Raw genomic sequence first — 23,843 nt, 5'->3', positions numbered from 1 at the left:
AATTAATAACCTTTGATCATTTTCAGTAAATATTGTCCGTATTGGTTTTTTGACAACGGAGCAGCGAGTTTTTTAACCTGCTCATCATCAATAAATCCTTTGCGGTAAGCAATTTCTTCAGGACAAGCCACTTTCAGCCCCTGGCGCTCTTCAATAGTTGCAATGAAGTTACTCGCTTCAATCAGGCTCTGGTGAGTCCCTGTATCAAGCCAGGCAAAGCCACGGCCCATCATAGCCACGGAAAGCTTTCCTTGCTCCATGTAAATACGGTTAATATCCGTGATTTCCAGTTCACCACGTGCTGACGGTTTTAAATTCTTCGCCATCTCAACGACACTGTTATCGTAGAAATAGAGTCCCGTCACTGCATAATTACTCTTCGGTTCCAGCGGTTTTTCTTCGAGGCTGATGGCGGTACCATTTTTATCAAACTCGACAACACCGTAACGCTCAGGATCGTTCACGTGATAGGCAAAAACCGTTGCACCATTTTCTTTATTAACCGCTGCATCCATCAATTTAGGAAGGTCGTGACCATAGAAAATGTTATCCCCCAACACCAGGGCGCAATCATCGTTACCAATGAATTCTTCGCCAATAATGAAAGCCTGCGCCAGACCATCCGGGCTTGGCTGGACTTTATATTGCAGATTCAGCCCCCACTGGCTTCCATCACCCAGAAGCTGTTCAAAACGCGGTGTATCCTGCGGAGTACTAATAATTAAAATATCTCGAATACCAGCCAGCATCAGCGTTGAAAGCGGATAGTAAATCATCGGCTTATCATAAATAGGCAATAATTGTTTACTAACAGCCATTGTTACTGGATACAGACGAGTACCAGAGCCACCCGCCAGAATAATACCTTTACGCGTTTTCATTTCATCATCTCTATAGTCATAAGATGCCCACTCCCAGGCATCCCGATCATTATTAAATCGCTGTCGCTGTAAACCACTCAGTCAGCATACGCTTAACCCCCGCGTCCCACTGAGGCAGTACGAGGTTGAAATTCTGCTGGAACTTTAACGTATTGAGGCGCGAGTTTGCCGGACGTTTTGCAGGCGTTGGGTACGCACTGGTCGGCACGCCATGAAGCTGCTGTAATGCCAGTTCAATTCCGGCTTTGCGCGCTTCATCAAATACCAGAGAGGCATAGTCGTACCAGGTTGTTGTACCACTGGCAACCAGATGATAAGTTCCCGCCACTTCAGGTTTATTCAGGGCAACCCGAATAGCATGAGCCGTACAGTCTGCTAATAATTCAGCACCCGTAGGGGCCCCGAATTGGTCGTTAATAACAGACAGCTCAGAGCGCTCTTTTGCCAGTCGCAGCATGGTACGCGCAAAATTATTCCCTTTACCGGCATAAACCCAGCTAGTCCGGAAGATCAAATGGCGTGAGCAATTTTCACTTAAGGCTTTTTCACCCGCAAGTTTGGTCTCGCCATACACATTAAGCGGCGCTGTGGCGTCCGTCTCAAGCCACGGCGTATCGCCATTACCCGGGAATACGTAATCAGTAGAGTAGTGAACAACCCAGGCCCCCAATTTTTGGGCCTCTTTGGCAATCGCCTCGACACTCGTGGCATTCAGCAGCTGAGCAAATTCGGGTTCTGACTCGGCCTTATCGACGGCGGTATGCGCAGCCGCGTTGACGATGACATCAGGCTTAATGCGGCGCACCGTTTCTGCAATGCCTTCAGGGTTGCTGAAATCACCGCAATACTCCTGCGAATGGACGTCAACCGCAATCAAATTGCCCAGCGGTGCCAGAGCACGCTGTAGCTCCCAACCCACCTGACCGGTTTTACCGAACAGAAGAATATTCATCAGGCGCGATCTCCATAGTTTTCTTCAATCCAGGACTTGTAGCTGCCGCTTTTCACGTTCTCTACCCATTTTGTGTTCGCCAGGTACCATTCTACGGTTTTACGAATGCCACTTTCGAAAGTTTCCTGAGGCTTCCAGCCCAACTCCTGACCAATTTTCTCTGCATCAATCGCGTAGCGGCGATCGTGACCCGGGCGGTCAGCCACATACGTTATCTGGTCACGATAGGAACCTTCCTTCGGCACGATTTCATCCAGCAATGAGCAGATGGTATTTACCACATCAAGATTCTGCTTCTCATTGTGGCCGCCGATGTTATAGGTTTCGCCAATCTTGCCCTGGGTTACCACGGTGTATAACGCACGGGCGTGATCTTCTACGTACAGCCAGTCGCGGATTTGGTCTCCTTTACCGTAAACAGGCAGGGCTTTACCCTCCAACGCATTGAGAATGACCAGCGGGATAAGTTTTTCCGGGAAGTGATATGGACCGTAATTGTTAGAACAGTTAGTCACAATGGTAGGGAAACCATAGGTACGCAGCCAGGCACGGACCAAATGATCGCTGGATGCTTTAGAAGCAGAATAGGGACTGCTTGGGGCATAGGCCGTTTTTTCAGTAAACAGCGGCAGTTCAGCTCCCTTGGCCATTTCATCCGGATGCGGAAGATCGCCATAGACTTCATCTGTTGAGATATGGTGGAAACGGAAAGACGCTTTTTTATCAGCATCTAACGCTGACCAGTATTGGCGGCTTGCTTCCAGCAGTACATAGGTACCAACAATGTTAGTCTCAATAAAGGCTGCCGGGCCGGTGATCGAGCGATCAACGTGGCTTTCGGCCGCCAGGTGCATCACCGCATCCGGCTGGTGCTCTGCAAAAATACGCGCCATGGCATTGCTGTCGCAGATATCGGCATGTTCAAAATGATAGCGTTCGCTGTGCGAGACATCGGCCAGCGATTCAAGATTCCCTGCATAAGTCAGTTTATCGACGTTAATAACAGAATCTTGCGTATCATTAATAATGTGTCGTACCACCGCAGACCCAATAAAGCCTGCTCCACCAGTGACCAGAATTTTCACGTTTATTTCGCTCTTAATGTTATCAGAAACAATTAATTAGTTGCTGTCGCCCAGGTAACTATTGATAAGCTTCCAGGGCGGAGAAACTGACAATCTGCTATTTTAACTTACCTTTACATTCCAAAGTAAATCGCAGATACCGTCGGTTGGATTAAATGCTGCAGGTGCCTGTAAAAGTATCTCTCGCACGCGCTCGTAGTCGAACTGACAGCAGGCGTTGTCGAGGTCACGGAGAATAATGCTCATCTCACTCCACGGCAACATCACCTCGTTAGCAGTCCTGATACGCGGGTGCTGCGTAACGGATACATTGTCGCCGATAAGCAACTCTTCATACAGTTTCTCACCAGGCCGCAGACCCGTTGTTTTTATCGCGATATCACCATAAGGGTTTTTATCATCGCGAACGGTAAGCCCTTGCAACGTAATCATGCGGTGCGCAAGGTCGATGATCTTGACGGGTTCCCCCATATCCAGAACAAAAACATCGCCGCCCGTGCCCATGGCTCCCGCCTGGATAACCAATTGAGCCGCTTCAGGAATAGTCATAAAGTAACGCGTGATATCTTCGTGAGTCAGCGTCACCGGTCCACCTGCAGCAATCTGTTTTTCAAATAACGGCACAACTGAGCCTGATGAGCCTAACACGTTGCCGAAACGAACCATACTGAAGCAGGTTTTACTGGATTCCTTCGCCAGCGCTTGCAGCACCAGCTCCGCCATGCGCTTGGTCGCCCCCATGGTGTTGGTAGGGCGAACGGCTTTATCAGTCGAAATCAAGACAAAGTTTTCAACACCGCAACTTGCCGCGGCCTGAGCGCAACTCAACGTACCAAAGATATTATTGCGCACGCCATCAAGTACGTTGAACTCGACAAGCGGTACATGCTTGTACGCCGCAGCATGATAAATTGTGTCGACGTTGAATGCTCTGATTAACCTTTCGAGATGCTCTTTATCCTGAACGTTTCCGAGGATTGGATAGATTTTAACTTTAAAATCCTGACCCAGATTCAGGTTACGCAGTTCGGAATCAATGGAATAGAGGGAGAATTCGGACAGTTCGAACAGAATAAGCTGGTTTGGCTTATTTTTAATTATCTGTCGGCATAGTTCAGACCCTATAGACCCCCCTGCCCCGGTAACCATCACTGTTTTCCCGTTGATATTACGGGATATCAGTTCCGGAATGGGTGAGACAGGATCGCGGCCCAGCAGGTCTGTAATAACGACTTTCCGCAAGGAATCAATACTTGCCTTCCCCTCCACCAGATCGACCATTCCCGGGATCGAGAGCACTTCGCACGGCAGACCTTCCAGGGTTTTAATGACTTCGTTTTTTCTGGCCCGGCTTGCGCTTGGCATGGCCAGCAGAATTTTCTTCGCTTCGTATTTCTCAACCAGCCAGGGCAGTTTTTCTGGTGCGAAGACGCTTACTCCGTGAATCACCTGACCTTGCAGGGCGCGATTATCGTCGACAAAAGCAACGGGGTAGTATTCGTCCATCTGGCTCAGCGCAGGCAGTAATTGACGACCCGAAGCACCTGCACCATAAATAACTACCCGAGTGCCCAGATTCAACCCACGATTCACCAACATCCTCATTCCAAGCCGTGATCCGGCAATAAGCAGCAGACCGAATGAGAAATAGATAAAAGGAATCGTTCTCGGCAAATAGAGGTTGGTATAGAACGCTGCGATAATAAGCAAAATGGACGATATGACCATCCCCATCGTTACTACTAATAATATCTTGGCAGTAATGTAACGGATTACGGCCCGATATAGCCCTAATTTAACAAATATTGCCAGAGTAACTAAAATTATTGAGAAAATAAAAAGCCAATGCTCCGTACTATATATCGGAGTCATTGAATCAATACGCACCCAAAATGCAAACCAAAAAGCGGATAAGAGCAGTATAACATCTATGAAGAGAGTAATAATTCGCTTAATTGGTCTGGGTAAAGATATTAAATAATTTAGCATACTAAAAACTGGTCGCCTCACTAAAGCTTGCATTCAGTTTATAAAATAGTACCAGCAGGACACACTGAGTAATCGTCTACTTTAGTATTATAACCGCCCACTGTCCCCGCCTGGAGAAACGCTGCTTTCCCAATCACAGCGCTGCCCGCAAGATGGACACCAACACCTAAATGAGCGAAATCACCAAGAATGGCATCGTGATCTATTGTCGAGTGGCTATTCACAATCGTCGCCAAACCTAATTTTGCGTTGGCACCCACTACAGCTCCCGCTAACACAACAGTTCCCTCAGCAAGGGTCGCCGATGGACTGACAAATGCAAAGGGATGTATAAGCGTTACAGGATGAATACCTAAGCCGAGCAGTTGCTGATAGAGCTGCTCTCTGACTTTATTGTTTCCGATGCCAATAGCGACATGACTGACCTTACCAATATGTAACTGTAGTTCGGAAATTTTTCCAATAATGAGCTGATTAATTTCCTGGCAGGCAGAGGTATTATCGTCGAGGAAAACGATATCCTTATATCCCAGCAGTCTCGCTGTCTCGTACAGCGTACGGCCATGACCACCCGCGCCCAAAATCAATAAGTCATGCATTGACGTTGCTCTCTTTGTCTTTAACTCCTGCCCCACATTTCAGTGCAACAACGAGAAGCGGGAACCAGGCGATGAGCAGCCCCACAACACCATCAATTTTGCCTGAGGCAATAAAAAAGGCGAAGGGGAAAAGCCACAGCAGATTGACGGCAATTGCCAATGATGTCACCGGAACGTGGCTGCCATATTTTCTTGCTAGGATTTGGTAGCCATGGCTGGCATGTGCTTCATAGACCTTTTTACCTGCTACGAGCCTCCTCAATAGCGTTGTCGTGGCATCGACGATAAATATGCCCAGCAAGCATAATTCTGCAATAAAGAAGTGCGAGTCAACTTTCGCAATATGCAGGATCATCAGTCCGATTGTTATACCAAGAAAACCACTTCCGGCATCGCCCATGAAGATTTTCGCGACCGGGAAGTTCCAGACAAGAAAGCCAGCTCCGGCACCAATAAGGGCAAGCGTGAGAGGATAAAGAGAGCCTGGCGCGTCTGTATACGGGTTGATAGCCATCAATACCGCACTACATGCAGCAAAGGTGATGGCCTCCGAGCTAGCTAAGCCATTAATCCCATCCATAAAATTATATAAGTTAAGCATCCAGACCAGATAAACGCAGCCCAGAATCATACCAACCCAGGATAAGGAAACGTCATAACCAAACAGCGTAATGACAGGGAAAGAACCTAAGAAATAGATGCCGATTGCTGCCGCAAGGAAATGCATCAACAGACGCCAGCGTGCCGCGATATGGCCGTGATCGTCAAGGAAACCGATGATGGCAACAATCAATCCTGGAATAAATAAACCCAGGAAGCTATCCAGCGTCAGCGCGCGGCTGAAATAAAACCAGACTAACGCCGCCAGGAGCGTCAGAACGATAGCCACTCCGCCCCCTCGTGGGGTTGGTACCGAATGCGAACTTCGCTGGTTTGGACGGTCAATAACGTTATGCTTAATGGCATAACCACGTAGCCCCCAGGTCAGCGCGCATGATACTAAAAAAGCGAATATCACAATCCCAAAACTCATCATTATTTATTACCTTCGATATAATATTTCGCCGTTTTTTTCATCGTTTCAAAAAGGGTTATCGGGGGCGTCCAGTTTAAATGTTTCCGGGATTTAGAGGCATCGACTTCCAGATCGCCAAACAGCTGATCGTAAATACCTCGTTTACCAACTGAAGAAAGCAATAACCTGAAGAAACCCGTTGGAAATGAGACCAGTTTCGCTTTAATGCCCATTCCTGAGGCAAAGGCATTAATCATATCTTCGGTTGAAGGACGTTCTGCATCGGCGAGTAAATAGAGTTGATTTTTGGATTTCTCATTTACCACGCATTCGCTGATGAAACTGACGACATTATCCAGAGATACCAGCGCTCGCTTGTTCCTGACATTTTTAAATGGCAACGGTAGGTTTTTAGAAACCAGTTTTAAAAGGCGCTGTATATTACCCGGTGCATTTTCACCACAAATCAATGCCGGGCGAACAATGGTGATCGCCATATCGCTTTCTGCAAATTGATTAAGCAGACTCTGCTCGGCTTCTCGCTTAGAAATGGCGTAATCAGAAGTGGGTTGTGGCTCCGAGGCCTCAGTAAATGGGATCCCTGAGGTGGCATTACCGTTAACGCCGATTGAGCTTACAAAGATAAAATGTTTAACTCCGCTGGTCGCAGCATCGCTCGCTAATTTCATCGTTGCGTCGTGATTGACACGGCGAAATTCCGCTAAAGCGTCCTGAGCATCATCATTAAGGATATGCGCCCTTCCTGCGGTATGAATGACAGTGTCGCATCCTTGCAGGAGATTTAACCAGTTGGTATTGGCTGAGATATCACCCAGGTTGTAAATGCCCTGTTCAGGGTTCTCCTGCTTGCGCGTTGTTAATATCACCTCGTGTCCTGATGACTTCAACGCCTGGACTAAAGCAGTTCCAAGAAACCCGGTCCCGCCCGTCACCATTACTTTCATTGACATCCCCTATCCGCTCAATCTGATATTTACGCCCGCACGTAGTGCAGATTTGCGTGAAACTGTCTCGTTCACAACTGTTCGTTTAAAATTCAATTGTAAATGCCAGGCACGCTACCGCCCCTGGCTTAACAGCTACCAGTGCACTGAGCGATGTTTGATTAATGATTTTGCTTGTCTGGATACAGACAATAACAGGCGTTAATTGTCGTCCTAAACGACCAGAGAAACAAGCACAAATCGCTACAAAGCTGCTGAGATTTGAATCAGATAACCCTATGTAATCATTAAAATTAATAACAAAAAACGGCAGTTATCATTTTGGTTATGTCTCAACACCAAAAATGATAACTGCCGTTTGTTCTGGACGCGGAAGGAATATCAGTCGTTAGCCAACAGCTTCTCAATCCGGCTTCTGAACTTCGCCCCTTCCTTCAGGTTGCGCAGCCCATAGTTCACAAACGCCTGCATGTATCCCAGCTTCTTACCACAGTCGTAGCTGTCACCTGTCATCAGCATTGCGTCAACGGACTGTTTTTTCGCCAGTGCTGCAATTGCATCGGTCAACTGGATACGATCCCAGGCGCCTGGCTCAGTTTTTTCCAGCTCCGCCCAGATATCGGCATTCAGAACATAACGGCCAACCGCCATCAGATCCGAATCCAGCGTCTGCGGCTGATCGGGTTTTTCGATGAACTCAACGATGCGGCTCACCTGCCCTTCCGTCTCCAGCGCTTCTTTTGTCTGGATAACGGAGTACTCAGAAAGATCGCCCTTCATGCGTTTCGCCAGCACCTGGCTACGGCCGGTTTCATTGAAACGCGCCACCATTGCCGCCAGGTTGTAACGCAGCGGATCGGCTGAAGCGGTATCGATGATGATGTCCGGAAGAACAACGATGAATGGGTTATCACCCACTACCGGACGGGCACACAAAATCGAGTGACCCAGACCCAGCGGCTGTGCCTGACGCACGTTCATAATGGTTACGCCTGGCGGACAGATAGACTGCACTTCTGCCAGCAGCTGGCGTTTGACGCGCTGCTCAAGCAGCGCTTCGAGTTCGTAAGAGGTGTCGAAGTGGTTCTCAACCGCATTCTTGGACGAATGGGTAACCAGGACGATTTCTTTGATCCCCGCAGCAACAATCTCGTCGACGATGTATTGAATCATCGGTTTGTCGACGATCGGCAGCATCTCTTTAGGAATGGCTTTAGTGGCGGGCAGCATATGCATGCCCAGGCCTGCTACCGGAATGACTGCTTTCAAATTAATCATTATTTCTTCCACCTTAAAATGGTTGACGAATTATAGCTCTTAAACCTGTTTTCGCCAGCATGATTTGCCGTAATCCTCTGACAATGTTACGCCTTAGCCCCACGAATTTCTGTAGTTGTAATCTGAATAGATCACACTTCTGTGCCAGGAATAGTCTCAAAAAAGAAAGTTGTCGATTATCTGTGCGGAAGCGCAAAATTCAGCCTTTCCACATTCACTACCTGCTGATCCACCCGGTCAATATCCACCGAACTCTGCCCCTTCTCATTCACCGCTTTAATGTTCGCCAGCGACAGCAAGGTTTCGTCTTTGGCCATAAATTTACCCCGTACATCTTTACGCAGGTCGAAGTTGATCTTCAGCGCGGGGCCAATAGCTGCCTCCTGCATCACGTTGATATTACGTAAGAAAAGATGCTGCGGCTTATTGTGCAGCTCAAGCGTCGCCCGCTTCATCTCCACGTTGGTGATCGCTACAAAGGAGGTCGCATTACCGGATGAAATTTGAATTCCGCGCAGCTTATACGCAAGTTGGCGATTATCCAGGTGGATATTGTTGAGCTTGAAGTTCTGCGGGATGGACAAATAATCGCCTTTAATTACGCCATAGCCGATTAACATTCCGGCACTGTTGACCATGTCGACATTATCAATAATGAAATTATCACAGCCATAAATGGCGACCGTTGCGTTGTCTATACCCGCCTTTTTACTGAAATCGGGGGTAATATTTTTGGCCTTTATATTGCGGATAACAAAGTGTTTCCCGTTCTCAACGTGCACCAGCTGGCGACAGTTGCTGCCGGTGATATTTGCCACCACGAAGTTCTTCACGGTTTGCTTTTCCGGGTAGTCGTTATCGTAGGTGCTGCCGGCGAGGCCGATGCCGATGCCCCAGTTGATCTTGCCGTTGGTGCAGTTGATGTTATCGATCACATGATCGGAGATGAGGATATTGCGGTCATTGATGGCAACGTTCCACTCGATCGCATCGCCCTGCAGATGGCTGAATTTGCTGTTGGTGATCCGGGCGCCATCAACCTGATTGTGAAAGCCCTGGCGCAGGATGGCGTAGTTAGCCTGGCTCACGCTGATGTTATCAATCACCAGATTGCGCATCACGCGAGGTTTCTTGCCACCAATGTAAATCTGCGTCACCGGCCCAAATCCGCTCATTGCCAGCCCTTTGATCGCGCAGTCCGAGCCGCGAACATCGAGCGTGATGTTCTCCGTGCGCCCGCTGCCTTCACCGATCACTTTGCAGCCTTCCTGCAGCACAAAACGCCCACGTCCGTTGCCGGTCAACGCTCCGCGGATCAGCAGCGTTTTACCGTCGGGAATGAAAATGCCCGTATTGATGTTTTCGCAGGTAAGTCCGGCCGGGACAACGACGGTGTCACCGTCCTTAAACGCCTGCTTAAAAGCGGCGATCCAGTCGTTGTTATTGTACTGATTAATGGAGACCGTCTTTCCGCTTGCCGCCCGCGCCATGCGGGACGACAGCAGCGGCGAGGCCGCCAGAACAGACAGAGAAGAGACAAAGGTGCGTCGGGTAATCTTTTTCAGCATACAACCTCGGCGTTACAGCGTTTGCAGCAGGCTCGCTAACTGGCGATTGATTACCTGCTGGTTAAAATCGGTTTCAACTTTTTGTCGGGCATTCTGGAGCACAGGCTCCAGCGCCTGCTGGTCGATGTCGCTGAAGGCAGCCAATCGATCCGCAAGAGCCATCGCGTTATTCTCCGGCACCAGCCAGCCGGAATGATCAGATTTGATCAGCTCCGGGATCCCGCTGTGCAGCGTCGATACCACCGGGATCCCAACGGCCATCGCCTCCATCAGCGCCACCGGAATGCCTTCCATATCGCCATCGGCGCCCGTTACCGAAGGCAGCAGGAACACGTCAGCCTCATCGAGCATGGCTTTAACCTCATGGCTCGGCTTGAAGCCCGGCATCTCCACGACATCGTCCAGCTGATACTGTTCGATAAGCGTGCGCAGACGACGTTCCCACGGGCCAATGCCGAGAATGCGATAGTGGAACGCCACCCCGCGTGCCTTCAGCTGTCGGCAGGCTTCGATGGCCACGTGCAGACCTTTCTTCTCGGTCAGACGGGCTACGGAGATGATCTGCAGCGGTTTTCCCGGCACCTTAACCGGGCGGCGAGTGAAGCGCGTTAAATCCACGCCCATACGCGACACGGCAATTTTCTCCACCGGACAGCCCATGCTTTTCAGTCGTCCGGCCCACAGGTCGCTGATGGGCAGCATCATGTCGCCGCGGCGGAAAAGCTCCTGATACTCCGGCGTGTAGTGGTTCAGCACCTCGCGGCTGGAAATATCGATACCGTGGAAGATGGTCGCAATTTTGCCGTCAATTACGCCAAGCTCACGCAGTTTCGCGGCGGTGACCCCCGCCGGGCCAAAGTGGGCGATAAACACGTCGGCACGATACGGCTGCGCGGTTTGCCCGCAGATGGCCGACAGGATCAGATTGCGGGATTCCGCCCCATAGCGGGAAACGTTCAGCGCGCGCCACGTCGACGCGCGGTGGATCCCGCGTAACGTCTGGCTGGCCCGGTAGCGTAGCTTGCTCAGCTTCCCGGCCGGTTCGTCCTGCAGCCAGCGGGTCTTGGCCTCCAGCCCATACTGGGTATACGCCGCATGGGTATTTTTGGTGTCGCCCTTTTGCAGGGCGACGATCTCCACGTCATATCCCATATCGATAAACGCGGTAATTTGGTTCAGTACAAACGTTTCAGACGACAGCGGAAATTTCAGTAAGAAGAAACCAACCTTCATTTCCCCTCCCGCACGCGGTCAAGTACCGATTTCACCATCCCAATGCCCTTCTCGCGCTCGGCTTTCACCGCCACCGCCAGGCGTTCATTGATGGCGGGCAGTTGACCCAGGGTGTCCCCCACCATCGCACCGAGCGATCCGTCCAGCAGATGACGAATATCCACGGCCATCTCCGGCATGCCAAGCTGCTGCATAATCCCGGCGGACTTGTGCTCATAGTTAATGGCAATGGCCGGCGTGCCAAAGTTCATGGAGATAATCGCCGAGTGCAGACGGGTACCCACGGTCAGGTCGCAGGCTGCGAGCAGTTTGCCCATCTCCAGGTCGTTCAGCTCGTCCATCACCACGTGGTAGCGGGACGGGTCGTTCACCAGATTGCGCAGGTTCAGCGCTACCATGCGGTCATCTTTATTGTAGCTGTCGATGCCGGTACAGGTTGAGAGCGCCAGCACCTGGTAACCGCTGTCCAGCACGCGATTCACCACGTCGGCGAACGCTTTCTCATAGGCTGCCTGGGTGGTGCCAAGACGCTTATCGAACGGGGCGAGTTCACGCAGGGTAATCGCGACGGTCTTCTGTTTCGCCGTCACGTCGAGCCAGTGCTGCACCGCGTAACTCGGCTGGAAGTTATCGTCCTGGTGATCCACCAGCCAGGCGGTATCCACGCCGTGTTCTACTTTAGAGGTGTCAATTTCGCTACGCTTCATCATGTCGAGGCTGACCGATTCGCGCAGGATCAGCGCGTCGCAGTGGCCAAACACATAATTTGCCAGTTGGTTAAACTGCGGATCCTGGAACGGCCCGACGCTGTGGCCGATCATAAACAGCGGCTTTTTCGCCATGAACGTGCACAGCGCATGCTCAAACTGCGGCACGCCGTAGAGATCGACGAAGAACGAGCCGCCGACCTGAATAATGGCGTCATAGCCGGAAAGCAGACGCACGAAGTCCGTAAATCCCTGCGCGATCGCGATGTTGCGCAGCCTGCCGGTGTCGGTGACGCGGGAAAGCAGCACCTGATGCTGGTAGCGACGGCGCAGCACTTTCTTCACGCGCCCCATCACGCCCGCGGCGTTGTTGTGCTGTTTCATCTGGCTGTAGAGCGGGTCGCCCATCACCGGGCGGTTCAGTAACCAGGATGAGCTGACCGGATAACGGCTCATCACGTCTACTTCAGTCTCAGGCTTAAGGGTGTTAATTGCATCCAGTAAACCGCGCAGGATGGCGCTGTCGCCACGGTTGCCGCAGGTATGGTTGCCAAGAATTAATAATTTCATAATGGCCTCTTAAAGAACTAGCCTGCGCGAAGCAGCGTTTTCATTTTTTCGTTACGGCAAAACTGGCGCTTCATCTCTACCACCAGCGCGTTGCGCGACAGCACAATCATCACGCCAAACGCCAGCGCGCCCGCGGCAACCTGCACCGCCAGCAGCGCGGCCAGCGGCAGATGCCCGCTGAGGATAATGCCCAGACCGTAGCTCACCGCCAGGGTCGGCAATGAGAGATAGAACGGCAGCCACAGGCTCAGGATGTACTGACGGTAGCTGGAGCCCAGCACCGGTTTGATCATGATGAAGTAGCTCAGAACGGTATTAACGATCTGCACCAGCAGGAAGCCCAGCGTGACGCCGATGGCGCCCGCCATATGCCCGCCGATGATAATCGCCGGAATAAACAGGAAAGTTTTGAACACGTTGAACTTAAAGCTGATATCCACGCGCGCCTTCGCCATCAGCAGAGAACCAATCGGATTGCCCACGGAGCGCAGCAGCCCCACCACGCACAGCAGCTGCAGGATCGGGATAATGCCGTTCCACTTCTCGCCAAACACCAGCGGCACGAAGTTGCTGGAAACCACCATCAGCCCCAGCAGCACCGGGAAGTTGATAATCCCCACCACGGAAAGCAGCTTGTAGAAGTTGACGCGCAGCTTCTCGGTGTCGTCCTGAATCTTGGCGAACGCCGGGAACAGCACGCGAGTGATAATGGGGTTCAGCTTCATAGGAGGAACAACCGCAACGTTATAGGCCAGGTTGTAGCCCCCCGCCACGCTCGCGCCCAGGATGCGCGCCAGCACCAGCGTCGAGAGGTTGGTATTCACATAGTTAATAATGCTGTCCGCCGTCAGCCACGCGCCAAAGCGCAGGTTGGACGAGACGGACGCGAGAGAGAAGTGCAGTCCCGGACGGTAAATCTTGCGGCCAAAGTAGCCGAACAGCAGCGTACGCACGGCAGAGTTAACCAGGTAACCGAGGATGGCGGTCATCGCCAGCGGCCAGAAATGGGCGCTCACCACGGTAAAGGTAAAGCCCGCCAGCACGGCGCTGGTCTCGATCATGCCGATCTTGTTGAACTCCAGCTCTTTTTGCATCAGCGCGCGGAACTGCTGCCCGTGCGGGATCACCACAAAGGCAAACGATAGCGTGCGCATCAGCGGGGCGAGATCCGGGTTGTGCAGCACGCTGGCGATGGTGTCGCTCAGCAGGAACACCAGCACAAAGACGAAAATGCCCAGCCCCACGTTCAGCCAGTAGAGCGTGGTCAGCTCAAGATGGCTGATCTCTTTGCGCTGGATAATGGAGTTGGCGATACCAAAGTCAGACAGCGTGTCGGCCAGCGCGATAATCACCAGCGAGACGGTCAGCAGGCCGAACTGGTGATTATCGATAATGCGCGCCAGCACCGTCATCTGCACCAGGCCGAGGCCAATGATGACGATGGTCGCCATCGCTGACCACTTGGCGCCGCTGATGGTTTTTTCACGTAAGCTCATCTTAGTACGCCGCTTTGTTCACGAAACCTTTGAAGATGGTCAGAAAAACAATCTTGATATCGAACCAGAGGCTCCACTCGCGGATGTACTCCAGATCGAACTCGATGCGTTTTTCCATTTTTTCCAGCGTGTCGGTCTCGCCGCGCCAGCCGTTGATCTGCGCCCAGCCGGTGATGCCCGGCTTCACCTTATGGCGCAGCATGTAGCCTTCAATCAGCGAACGGTACTGCTCGTTATGCGCCACCGCGTGCGGACGCGGGCCAACAATCGACATGCCGCCGGTAAAGACGTTGATGAACTGCGGCAGCTCGTCAAGCGAAGTGCGGCGCAGGAAGTTCCCCACGCGGGTGACGCGCGGATCGTTCTGCGTCGCCTGGGTCACCACCTTGTCGTTCTCCATCACCTTCATGGAGCGGAATTTCCACACCATGATCGGTTTACCGTCCATGCCGTAGCGGGTCTGACGGAAGATAACCGGGCCGGGAGAGCTCAGCTTCACCGCCAGGGCGATGCAGCACAGCACCGGGGAAATGAGCAGTAAAATCAGGGAAGAGAGTACGATATCTTCCACGCGCTTGAGCACGCGGTTAATACCCGACAGCGGCGTGTCGTACAGCGGTACCACCGGTACGCCGTTCACCTCTTCAATGCGGGAGTGCAGAATGTTGAAGGTAAACACGTCCGGGATCAGGATCACCGAACAGGTGGTGTCCGCCAGCTCGCGCATCAGCTGCTTGATGCGGGTTTCGTCTTTCATCTGCATGGCGATATAGACGTTATGAATTTTTCCGGCCTTCGCGTCTTCAATAAGCTGCGCGTAATTGCCCGCCCAGTCCGCAGGCACGCCGCCCGGCTTCGCGTCGTGGTAAATCCCCACCACCTCAAAGCCTAACCACGGCTCTTTGCGGAAGCTGTCGAGCAGCACTCTCCCGACCGGTAAATCACCCGCTACGGCGACGAAACGACGGTTATAGCCGCGGTTACGCAGCCAGCCCGCGCCAAAGCGGATCAGGGAACGGCACACGACCATGCCGACGCTGGTTAACAGGTACCAGCAGAGATAGGTCACGAAGCGGTTGTCAAAATCATGGCTGAACGCCACCAGACCGGCGCTGAAGATCAGGCTCAGGGTCCAGTTCTGCAGCAGCAGCATCAGTTCGGTGGTCATTTTCACGCCGCGCCACGAGCGGTAGAAATCGGTCATTCCTCCGATCATCTGAAACACAACCAGCGCAATCAGGGCCATCAGAAGATGCATATATAAGAACGGCAGCCCGCTGATCCGACACACCGCCCACAATCCACCGACCATGATGGTGATATCAGAAAAACGCTGCACCATAGAGATTAACGATGCATTCGTTCTCGCTCGTTCGCGTTTTTTTAGATTCGTCATCGTTGTTCCTGTATTCGGTTCCCCCTCCCGCCGGGAGGGGCAATTGTTACTGATTCAACAGCGCCAGAATGTCCTTCGTTCGGGCTTCCATCAGCGCCGTATCAGCGCGGGATTCCACGTTCAGGCGCACCACCGGCTCGGTGTTGGACGAACGCAGGTTAAAGCGCCACTGCGGGAACGCCATGCTGATACCGTCCGTACGGTCAATCTCCAGCGCGTGAATCGCAAAGTGCTGTTCAACGCGGGCAATCGCCTCGGCCGGCTGCGCCAGCTTGCTGTTGATCTCCCCGCTCGCCGGGAAGGCCGCCATACGGTCGCGCACCAGCTCGCCCAGGCTCTGCCCCTTCAGGCACAGCAGCTCGGTCACCAGCAGCCACGGGATCATCCCGCTGTCGCAGTAGGCAAAATCACGGAAATAGTGGTGGGCGCTCATCTCGCCGCCGTAGATGGCGTCTTCTTCGCGCATGCGCTCTTTAATAAACGCGTGACCGGTTTTGGACATCACCGGCTCGCCGCCCGCGGCCTTCACCACGTCGACGGTGTTCCAGGAAAGACGCGGATCGTGAATGATCTTCGCGCCCGGATTTTTCTCGAGGAACGCTTCCGCCAGCAGGCCAACGATGTAGTAGCCTTCGATAAACTGCCCTTTCTCGTCGAACAGGAAGCAGCGATCGAAGTCGCCGTCGAAGGCGATGCCCATATCGGCACCGTGCTCAATCACCGCGTTACGGGTGTCGTCGCGGCACTCCGGCAGCAGCGGGTTAGGAATACCGTTCGGGAAGTTACCGTCCGGCGTGTTGTGTACCTTGACGAAGGTCACCGGCACGTTCAGCGCCTTAAAGCGTGCTTCCAGCGCATCGACAACCGGGCCTGCCGCGCCGTTACCGGAGTTGATGACCAGCTTCAGCGGCTTGAGGTTCGCCACGTTGATGTAGCCCAGCAGGTGGTCGATGTACTCTTTCTGCAGGTTAATCTGCTTGTAGCTGCCGCGCTTCGCGTCGTTCACCGGCGGGAAGTCGTTGGCTTCCGCAAGGCGCTGCACGTCGCGCAGACCGGTGTCGCCGCTAATCGGGCGCGCGCCCTTGCGCACCAGCTTCATGCCGTTGTAGTCCATCGGGTTGTGGCTGGCCGTTACTTCGATACCGCCGTCCACGCCGAGGTGGAAGGTGGCAAAATAGATCTCTTCGGTACCGGACAGGCCGATGTCCAGCACGTCCACGCCCGCGTCCTGCAGCCCTTTTGCCAGCGCCAGCTTCAGAGATTCACTGGTCAGACGCACGTCGCCGCCCAGCACGATGGTCTTAGGTTTTAAATATTCGCCGTACGCGCGACCGATGCGCCACGCGATGTCTTCATTCAGCTCTTCGCCCAGCTTGCCGCGAATATCGTAGGCTTTAAAACAGGTTAATTTTTCCATGATGACCCCTTTTTCAGGCAACAGTTGGCCCTGACCACTTAATGGCCAAATTTATTTTTGTCATTCGTAGGCCCGGCAGGCGCAGCGCCGCCGGGCATGATGCGGCGTGCTACACGCGCCCGTAGCGATCCTGGAAGCGCACAATATCGTCCTCTTCCAGATACGAGCCGGAGCGCACCTCAATTAAATCGAGAGGAATTTTTCCCGGGTTTTCCAGACAGTGCGTGGCGCCCAGCGGAATATAAATGGACTCGTTTTCACCCAGCAGCTTCACTTCGCCGTCAATGGTCACTTTGGCCGTACCCGCCACCACCACCCAGTGTTCAGCGCGGTGATGGTGCATCTGCACCGACAGCCCCTCGCCCGGCTTCACGGTGATGCGCTTCACCTGATAGCGGTCGCCCGCGTCGATGGAGTCATATTTGCCCCACGGACGGTACACTTCACGGTGAATGTGGTGTTCGTGACGGCCATCGGCCTTGATCTTCTCAACCACTTTTTTAACGTCCTGCACGGCGTTACGGTCGGCAATCAGCACCGCGTCTTTGGTCTGGACAACCACCAGATCCTTCACCCCGACGGTGGTGACGAGGCCAGACTCGGCGTAAACGTAGCTGTTTTCGGTTTTGTGGCTAATCACATCGCCGTGATGGACGTTACCCTCCGGGGTATGGGCGCTGATCTCCCACAGGGAGGACCAGGAGCCAACGTCGCTCCAGCCTGCATCCATCGGTACCACCACCGCGTCAGCCGTGCGTTCCATCACGGCGTAGTCGATAGACTCTTCCGGGCAGGCGAGGAACGCCTCTTCATCCACGCGGATAAAGTCGAGATCCGGGTCCACCACCGCCATCGCTTTTTCGCAGGCGTTCAGAATATCCGGGCGGTATTTGCGCAGCTCTTCGAGATAGCGTCCGGCGCGGAACAGGAACATCCCGCTGTTCCAGTAATATTCACCGCTGGCGACATAGGCCTGGGCGGTTTCGAGATTCGGTTTTTCGACAAACTGCGCCACGTCAAACGCCACGCTGTCGCCTTCACCCGGCGTTACGCTGCCGCGACGGATGTAGCCGTAGCCGGTTTCCGGCAGATCCGGCACGATGCCGAAGGTCACCAGCTTGCCGCTCTCGGCGTAAGGGATCGCGGCACGCACCGCGTCGCGGAATGCGTCTTCCTGCTGGATAACGTGATCTGCCGCCAGGACCAGCATCAGCGGGTCACAGTCAGGACTGCTGCGTTTTGCCGCCAGCGCCGCCAGGGCGATCGCGGGCGCGGTATTACGTCCGGCAGGCTCCAGGATGATGTTTTCCGTGAGCTTGTTCAGCTGGCGCAGCTGCTCGGCAACGATAAAGCGGTGCTGTTCGTTACAAATCACCACCGGGCTTTCACACTCCACGCCGTGCAGACGGTTTACCGTCGTCTGCAGCATGGTGAGATCCCCTTTCAGGCAGAGGAACTGTTTTGGATAGAGCACGCGGGACAGCGGCCACAACCGGCTACCAGAGCCACCAGCCATCACAACCGGATACAAAGTGGTTTGACTCATGATTTATCCCCGTATATCTGCAATAAATTGGCTCAGCACGTTCTCTTTCTCGAGCGTGCGTTCGGCATATTCACGTGCCACCGTGTTCACTTTTGGCATGGCGAGTGCCTGTTCAATGCCGGTGACCAGCGCCGGGACCGATTCCGGCTCCACGCACACGGCAATTCCCGGATAGCTGCCACACAGCTGGCCTAATTCTGTTTCGGCTTCCGCCGTAATCACCGCGTTACCGCCCACTGCCAGAATGTTGGTCAGCTTGGACGGCAGCACCGCATCCGCCGCGCCGCGTTTTTGCACGACCAGATGGCAATCCGCCATTTTCAGCAGCGCGGGCAGCGCGTCGTACGATTGCAGCGGGAAAAACTTCACGTTGGTCAGGCCGCGTTCACTGGCCATCTTCTCCAGCCGCGCTTTTCCCCCGCCCTGTCCGACAATCACAAACGTCCACGGCTGTTCGATCAGCAGCTGGGCCGCTTCAATAACGCTCTCCAGCCCCTGCTTTTCACCGATGTTGCCTGAGTAAAGAATGATTTTTTGGTCTTCAGGCAAACCGAGCCGGGCGCGCAGCGCCTGAGCCTCTTGCTCCGTCACGTCGCGAAAACGCGCCACTTCGGACCAGTTCGGGAAGAAGATCACCTTCTCCGCCGGGACGCCCTTCTCCTGCGCTTTGTTCATCATCGAGCGCGAGATCGTTGAGACGTAATCCACGTTATGCAGGCCGCTGCGCTCAAAGGCGCTGGCGAGCTTCGCCACCTTGCCGCCCTTGCCTTTCCCGGCCATACCCAGACCGAGCATGGCGTCCACTTCATAATCCTGAATGTGCAGCAGGGTGCGCGCGCCGGAGAGTTTTCCCAGCAGGCGCATGCCCGGCGTGCAGAACAGCGTCGGCACCACGCCGATAATGCGATCCGGCTTCCAGCGACGCTGCGCCATCAGCGGGAAGAAACTGCTGAGGGCAAAGCTGCCCAGATGAATTAAACGTTTCAGCGTCGAGGGCTGTTTCGGCACGTAGAGCGGGCAGCGCCAGACGGTCGCGGCCCCCTCTTCACGGCGATAGCGCCAGCTGGAATAGCGTTCGCCTACCTTCCACTCCGGGTAGTACGGCGGGGCAGTAATCACCCGCACGTCATGTCCCTGGCTCGCCATCCACTCCACCATCTCGCCGGTGTATTTCCCGATACCGGTTAATTCCGGCGAGTAGTTAATTCCGTAGACGAGGATTTTCATAGTCCTGGCACCTCGGCCTGACGTTCCGCGAGGAAGTACGCCCGACTGTTGTCATGGACGTTGTCGCTTGCCAGCAGCGCCTCTGGCGTTAGCCAGCGGTAATCGTCATGCTGAGAATCAGGCAGACGCAGGTCTGCCTCACTCACCTTCAGGCGGAACCCCAGCACGATGTAGTGCGTGGAGAACCCGGTGCCCGAAAAGTTATCGTCATAGAAGTGCTGCCAGACCCCGTAAAACTGGCTCGCTGCCATCGGCAGCTGCAGGCCCAGCTCCGCCAGAGTGAGACGCTCAAACGCATCAACCAGCGTCTCATCCTTCTGCACGCGCCCGCCGGGCACGAACCAGAAGCCCTGTGCAGGACGATTGGTTCGTTTCCCCAGCAAGAACTCGCCGCGTTCGTTCTCCACGATCAAATCAATCGAGATGAGCGGAGTGGAACGCACTACCGTGGCAAAATCTTCCTGACTTAAAAACATCATTACCCCCGGAAGCGGTGCTGGTTTTCCAGGAACCACTGGTAGGTGCTGGCCAGCCCCTGCTCCAGTGAAACCTCGTGATACCAGCCCAGCTGATGCAGACGGGTCACGTCCAGCAGCTTGCGCGGCGTGCCGTCCGGTTTGGTCGCGTCAAACACCACGCGGCCCTTGTAGCCCACCACCTGCGCGATGGTCTGCGCCAGCTCGCGGATGGTGCAGTCCACGCCGGTGCCCACGTTAATGTGCGACAGCATCGGCTCGGTGTTTTCCTGCCACACCTCGCGATCCAGCTCCATCACGTGAATGCTGGCTGCCGCCATGTCGTCCACGTGCAGGAACTCGCGCATTGGCGTCCCGCTGCCCCACACCACCACGTCCGGGGCGTTTTCGGCAGTCGCCTCGTGGAAGCGACGCAGCAGCGCCGGGATCACGTGCGAGTTGCTCGGGTGGAAGTTGTCGTGCGGTCCGTACAGGTTAGTCGGCATCACCGAGCGATAGTCGCGGTTGTACTGACGGTTGTAGGACTCGCACAGCTTGATCCCGGCAATTTTGGCAATTGCATACGGCTCGTTAGTGGCTTCAAGCGTGCCCTGCAACAGTTCGCTCTCGGCAATCGGCTGCTTCGCCATCTTCGGGTAGATACAGGATGAACCGAGGAACAGCAGCTTGTTCACGTTGTGCAGATGCGCCGCGTGAATGATGTTGCTCTCGATCATCATGTTCTCGTAGATGAAATCCGCCGGGTAGGTGTTATTAGCGACAATGCCGCCCACCTTCGCCGCCGCCAGATACACCTGGTCAATGCGTTCGTTGGCAAAGAAGTCCTGTACCGCACGGCTGTCGAGCAGGTTCAGCTCGTCACGGGTGCGGACAATCACCTCTACGTCACCGCGCTGTTCCAGCTGGCGGACAATCGCGGAACCCACCATTCCGCGATGACCGGCGACAAAAATACGTTGTTTTGTCATTCTCAGGACTCCAGCGCGATGGCAACCTCGTAGCCATGAGACTTGAGCAGGGAGTGTTTTTTCGCTGCTTCAAGATCTTTGGCCACCATCTCGGAAACCATCTCCTGCAGAGTGGTTTCTGGTTTCCAGCCCAGCTTCTCGTGCGCTTTGGTTGGGTCGCCCAGCAGGGTTTCCACTTCAGCAGGACGGAAGTAGCGCGGGTCAACCTGGACAATCACGTCGCCTGGCTTCACGCCCGGCGCGTCGTGGCCGGTCACGGATACAACGATACCCTTCTCTTCCACGCCGGTGCCTTCGAAGCGCAGCTTGATGCCCAGCTGCGCCGCAGCCATCTCAACGAACTGACGCACGGAGTACTGCACGCCGGTCGCGATAACGAAGTCTTCTGGCTGTTCCTGCTGCAGCATCATCCACTGCATTTTCACGTAGTCTTTGGCATGGCCCCAGTCACGCAGGGAGTCCATGTTGCCGAGGTGCAGGCAAGATTCCAGACCCTGAGCAATGTTGGCGATCGCGCGGGTGATTTTACGGGTCACGAAGGTTTCGCCGCGGCGCGGGGATTCGTGGTTGAACAGAATGCCGTTACAGGCGTACATACCGTAGGATTCACGGTAGTTCACGGTGATCCAGTAGGCGTACAGTTTCGCCACAGCGTACGGGGAACGCGGGTAGAACGGCGTGGTCTCTTTCTGTGGAATTTCCTGCACCAGGCCGTACAGCTCGGAGGTAGATGCCTGGTAGAAGCGGGTTTTCTTCTCAAGACCGAGGAAGCGAATCGCTTCCAGCAGACGCAGGGTACCCATGGCGTCAACGTCAGCGGTGTATTCCGGGGACTCGAAGGAGACCGCTACGTGGCTCATCGCCCCCAGGTTGTACACTTCATCCGGCTGTACTTCCTGCAGGATACGGGTCAGGTTGGAGGTATCGGTCAGGTCGCCGTAGTGCAGGTGGAATTTCGGGTTTGCCGCGTGAGGATCCTGATAGATGTGATCCACACGTTCGGTGTTGAAAGAAGACGCACGACGTTTAATACCGTGCACTTCATACCCTTTCTCCAGCAGCAGTTCTGCCAGGTAAGAACCATCCTGCCCGGTAACGCCGGTGATGAGAGCGACTTTAGACATGTTTATATTCCTCTACTTATGAATTTAATCAGTTTCAACGCGTTCGCGTATCACCACTGCGGGGTTGCCACGGCAAACTTTATTTGCCGGTAGCGATTTAAAAACGCTGCTGCGGGCACCGACTACCGTGCCATCGCCAACAGAAATACCTGGTGCAACAAAAACATCCGTTGCCAGCCAGCACTTTTCACCGATCACAATAGGCGAAGCGGTAATATCAAAATGCTGGCTCATAAAGTCGTGGCTGCCGGTGCACAAATAACACTTCTGTGAAACCACCGAATTTGCGCCAATCGTAATCTCGCCCAGGGTATATAACACCGCGTCATCCCCTACCCAGGCGTAATCCCCGAGGGTTAATTTCCAGGGGTAGGTAATCTTTACCGAAGGTCGAATAACTACGTTTTTTCCGATTTTTGCGCCAAACAGGCGCAATAAAAAGGCTCGCCAGCGGTACAGTATTTGCGGCGACCAGGCAAATAAGGTTGCCTGAACCGCCCACCATAGCTGTACCTTAATACCGTTCCCGCCCCGAAAACCTTTCGGCACGGAGAAACCTTTTAAATCCTGCATTGCTTTTCCTTATATTCAGGCTTTGTTATATAAGGTTTTCGTTTTACCTGTCGTACGCAGGCGTAATAAATAAGACAATTCCGCCCAGAATCCCGGCACGCGTAATATTTGACGCTGCACCTTTTTTGCATCCTGGCATAATTCCAGATTATTAGACGTTGACACGCCGCCCATCGAAAATTCAGACACCAGCCCTTTAATTCGACGGAACGGGTAACCTGATTTATACAGGCTGGCGGCCAGCGCATAATCGGATGACACCTTGTACTGCAAATCGTAAGGCTGTTTTTTCAGACCGTTTACCGGGAAGAAAATAGCCTGATGGCTGGCCGGCAGGCTGTGGTAGATATACCAGCCTGGCTTGGCGCTGCGGCAGACTTTATGCCCGTCGCCAAAATCGAGCAGCGCATCGCCAATATACATGGCATCCTCTTTCTGGCGCGCCAGCTGACGAGCAAACAGCGCCACGTCGTCGTGGAAAATATCGCCGGAGTTGAGGAAGATGGCATAACGGCCCTGGGCCATAGAAATGCCCTTGTTCATCGCATCGTAGATGCCTTTATCTTTCTCGCTGATGTAGCGTAAGTTGAACTCACCGTTGAGTTTTTCCAGAAACTCCGCCGTGCCATCGTTCGAGCCGCCGTCGACCACGATCCACTCAAAGGTGAGGCTTGGATCGCGCGCCAGGTTGCGCAGCGAGCGCCAAGTTTTTACCACCCCTTCGTAATTACGAAAAGCGACAGTAATGACGCTAAGAAACATAAATCACCTCATTTCG

The 23,843-nt window shown here is 53.8% G+C and carries 21 protein-coding genes; all 21 read right to left on the bottom strand.

What is annotated here, in order from left to right; translation table 11 throughout:
- Positions 1–2 precede the first annotated feature (2 nt).
- The 21 genes from rfbA to wcaE all read right to left on the bottom strand — a co-directional run bounded on the left by rfbA (position 3) and on the right by wcaE (position 23,827).
- Positions 3–881, bottom strand: a complete 879-nt coding sequence (gene rfbA / locus APT89_RS01390; RefSeq protein WP_041909149.1) for a glucose-1-phosphate thymidylyltransferase RfbA — start codon at positions 879–881, stop codon at positions 3–5.
- A 52-nt stretch (positions 882–933) separates the two neighbouring features.
- Positions 934–1,833 carry a dTDP-4-dehydrorhamnose reductase gene (gene rfbD, locus APT89_RS01385; protein WP_041909148.1) on the bottom strand — a complete coding sequence of 300 codons (900 nt, stop codon included), beginning with the start codon at positions 1,831–1,833 and terminating at the stop codon, positions 934–936.
- Positions 1,833–2,918: a dTDP-glucose 4,6-dehydratase gene (gene rfbB, locus APT89_RS01380; protein ID WP_041909146.1), complete on the bottom strand. Its 1,086-nt coding sequence runs from the start codon at positions 2,916–2,918 to the stop codon at positions 1,833–1,835. Before rfbB ends, rfbD begins: the two co-directional genes overlap by 1 nt.
- A 102-nt stretch (positions 2,919–3,020) precedes the next feature.
- Positions 3,021–4,907, bottom strand: a complete 1,887-nt coding sequence (locus APT89_RS01375; protein ID WP_041909144.1) for a polysaccharide biosynthesis protein — start codon at positions 4,905–4,907, stop codon at positions 3,021–3,023.
- 38 nt (positions 4,908–4,945) lie between these two features.
- Positions 4,946–5,506 carry a PglD-related sugar-binding protein gene (locus APT89_RS01370; RefSeq protein ID WP_022648623.1) on the bottom strand — a complete coding sequence of 187 codons (561 nt, stop codon included), beginning with the start codon at positions 5,504–5,506 and terminating at the stop codon, positions 4,946–4,948.
- Complete coding sequence (locus APT89_RS01365; RefSeq protein ID WP_041909140.1) at positions 5,499–6,542, bottom strand: MraY family glycosyltransferase; 1,044 nt, start codon at positions 6,540–6,542, stop codon at positions 5,499–5,501. The genes APT89_RS01370 and APT89_RS01365 overlap by 8 nt, the downstream gene beginning before the upstream one ends.
- A complete protein-coding gene (locus APT89_RS01360) occupies positions 6,542–7,492 on the bottom strand; it encodes an NAD-dependent epimerase/dehydratase family protein (RefSeq protein ID WP_082632938.1) in 951 nt (316 codons plus the stop codon). The genes APT89_RS01365 and APT89_RS01360 overlap by 1 nt, the downstream gene beginning before the upstream one ends.
- 375 nt (positions 7,493–7,867) lie before the next feature.
- Positions 7,868–8,764: a GalU regulator GalF gene (galF, locus tag APT89_RS01355; RefSeq protein WP_041909139.1), complete on the bottom strand. Its 897-nt coding sequence runs from the start codon at positions 8,762–8,764 to the stop codon at positions 7,868–7,870.
- A gap of 176 nt (positions 8,765–8,940) precedes the next feature.
- Entirely contained in the window at positions 8,941–10,332 is a 1,392-nt protein-coding gene (gene wcaM / locus APT89_RS01350) for a colanic acid biosynthesis protein WcaM (protein WP_041909137.1), read from the bottom strand.
- 12 nt (positions 10,333–10,344) lie between these two features.
- Positions 10,345–11,565, bottom strand: a complete 1,221-nt coding sequence (wcaL, locus tag APT89_RS01345) for a colanic acid biosynthesis glycosyltransferase WcaL (protein ID WP_060571638.1) — start codon at positions 11,563–11,565, stop codon at positions 10,345–10,347.
- Positions 11,562–12,842 carry a colanic acid biosynthesis pyruvyl transferase WcaK gene (gene wcaK / locus APT89_RS01340; protein WP_041909132.1) on the bottom strand — a complete coding sequence of 427 codons (1,281 nt, stop codon included), beginning with the start codon at positions 12,840–12,842 and terminating at the stop codon, positions 11,562–11,564. The genes wcaL and wcaK overlap by 4 nt, the downstream gene beginning before the upstream one ends.
- A 17-nt stretch (positions 12,843–12,859) precedes the next feature.
- Entirely contained in the window at positions 12,860–14,338 is a 1,479-nt protein-coding gene (gene wzxC, locus APT89_RS01335; RefSeq protein WP_041909130.1) for a colanic acid undecaprenyl disphosphate flippase WzxC, read from the bottom strand.
- A 1-nt stretch (position 14,339) separates the two neighbouring features.
- Positions 14,340–15,734 carry an undecaprenyl-phosphate glucose phosphotransferase gene (gene wcaJ / locus APT89_RS01330; RefSeq protein WP_041909129.1) on the bottom strand — a complete coding sequence of 465 codons (1,395 nt, stop codon included), beginning with the start codon at positions 15,732–15,734 and terminating at the stop codon, positions 14,340–14,342.
- Positions 15,735–15,780: 46 nt separating this feature from the next.
- Positions 15,781–17,151 (bottom strand): colanic acid biosynthesis phosphomannomutase CpsG, encoded by a 1,371-nt coding sequence (gene cpsG / locus APT89_RS01325; protein WP_041909126.1) that lies wholly within the window; start codon positions 17,149–17,151, stop codon positions 15,781–15,783.
- Positions 17,152–17,260: 109 nt separating this feature from the next.
- Entirely contained in the window at positions 17,261–18,697 is a 1,437-nt protein-coding gene (gene cpsB, locus APT89_RS01320; RefSeq protein ID WP_028013792.1) for a mannose-1-phosphate guanyltransferase, read from the bottom strand.
- A 3-nt stretch (positions 18,698–18,700) separates the two neighbouring features.
- Positions 18,701–19,924 (bottom strand): colanic acid biosynthesis fucosyltransferase WcaI, encoded by a 1,224-nt coding sequence (wcaI, locus tag APT89_RS01315; protein ID WP_045260413.1) that lies wholly within the window; start codon positions 19,922–19,924, stop codon positions 18,701–18,703.
- Positions 19,921–20,400, bottom strand: a complete 480-nt coding sequence (locus tag APT89_RS01310) for a GDP-mannose mannosyl hydrolase (RefSeq protein WP_072201675.1) — start codon at positions 20,398–20,400, stop codon at positions 19,921–19,923. The genes wcaI and APT89_RS01310 overlap by 4 nt, the downstream gene beginning before the upstream one ends.
- A 2-nt stretch (positions 20,401–20,402) precedes the next feature.
- The gene (gene fcl / locus APT89_RS01305; protein ID WP_024908102.1) at positions 20,403–21,368 is read right to left on the bottom strand and encodes a GDP-L-fucose synthase; all 966 of its coding nucleotides are present in this window, start codon (positions 21,366–21,368) and stop codon (positions 20,403–20,405) included.
- Positions 21,369–21,370: 2 nt separating this feature from the next.
- Positions 21,371–22,492, bottom strand: a complete 1,122-nt coding sequence (gene gmd, locus APT89_RS01300; RefSeq protein ID WP_003863514.1) for a GDP-mannose 4,6-dehydratase — start codon at positions 22,490–22,492, stop codon at positions 21,371–21,373.
- A 24-nt stretch (positions 22,493–22,516) separates the two neighbouring features.
- Complete coding sequence (gene wcaF / locus APT89_RS01295; protein WP_041909117.1) at positions 22,517–23,065, bottom strand: colanic acid biosynthesis acetyltransferase WcaF; 549 nt, start codon at positions 23,063–23,065, stop codon at positions 22,517–22,519.
- Positions 23,066–23,080: 15 nt separating this feature from the next.
- On the bottom strand, positions 23,081–23,827 hold the full coding sequence (wcaE, locus tag APT89_RS01290) for a colanic acid biosynthesis glycosyltransferase WcaE (protein WP_041909116.1): 747 nt from the start codon (positions 23,825–23,827) through the stop codon (positions 23,081–23,083).
- Positions 23,828–23,843: the final 16 nt, after the last annotated feature.

The organism is Enterobacter sp. 50588862, from assembly GCF_001462935.1.
In the GTDB taxonomy this organism is placed as follows: domain Bacteria; phylum Pseudomonadota; class Gammaproteobacteria; order Enterobacterales; family Enterobacteriaceae; genus Enterobacter; species Enterobacter bugandensis.
This window is presented reverse-complemented; position numbering and strand designations above follow the sequence as displayed.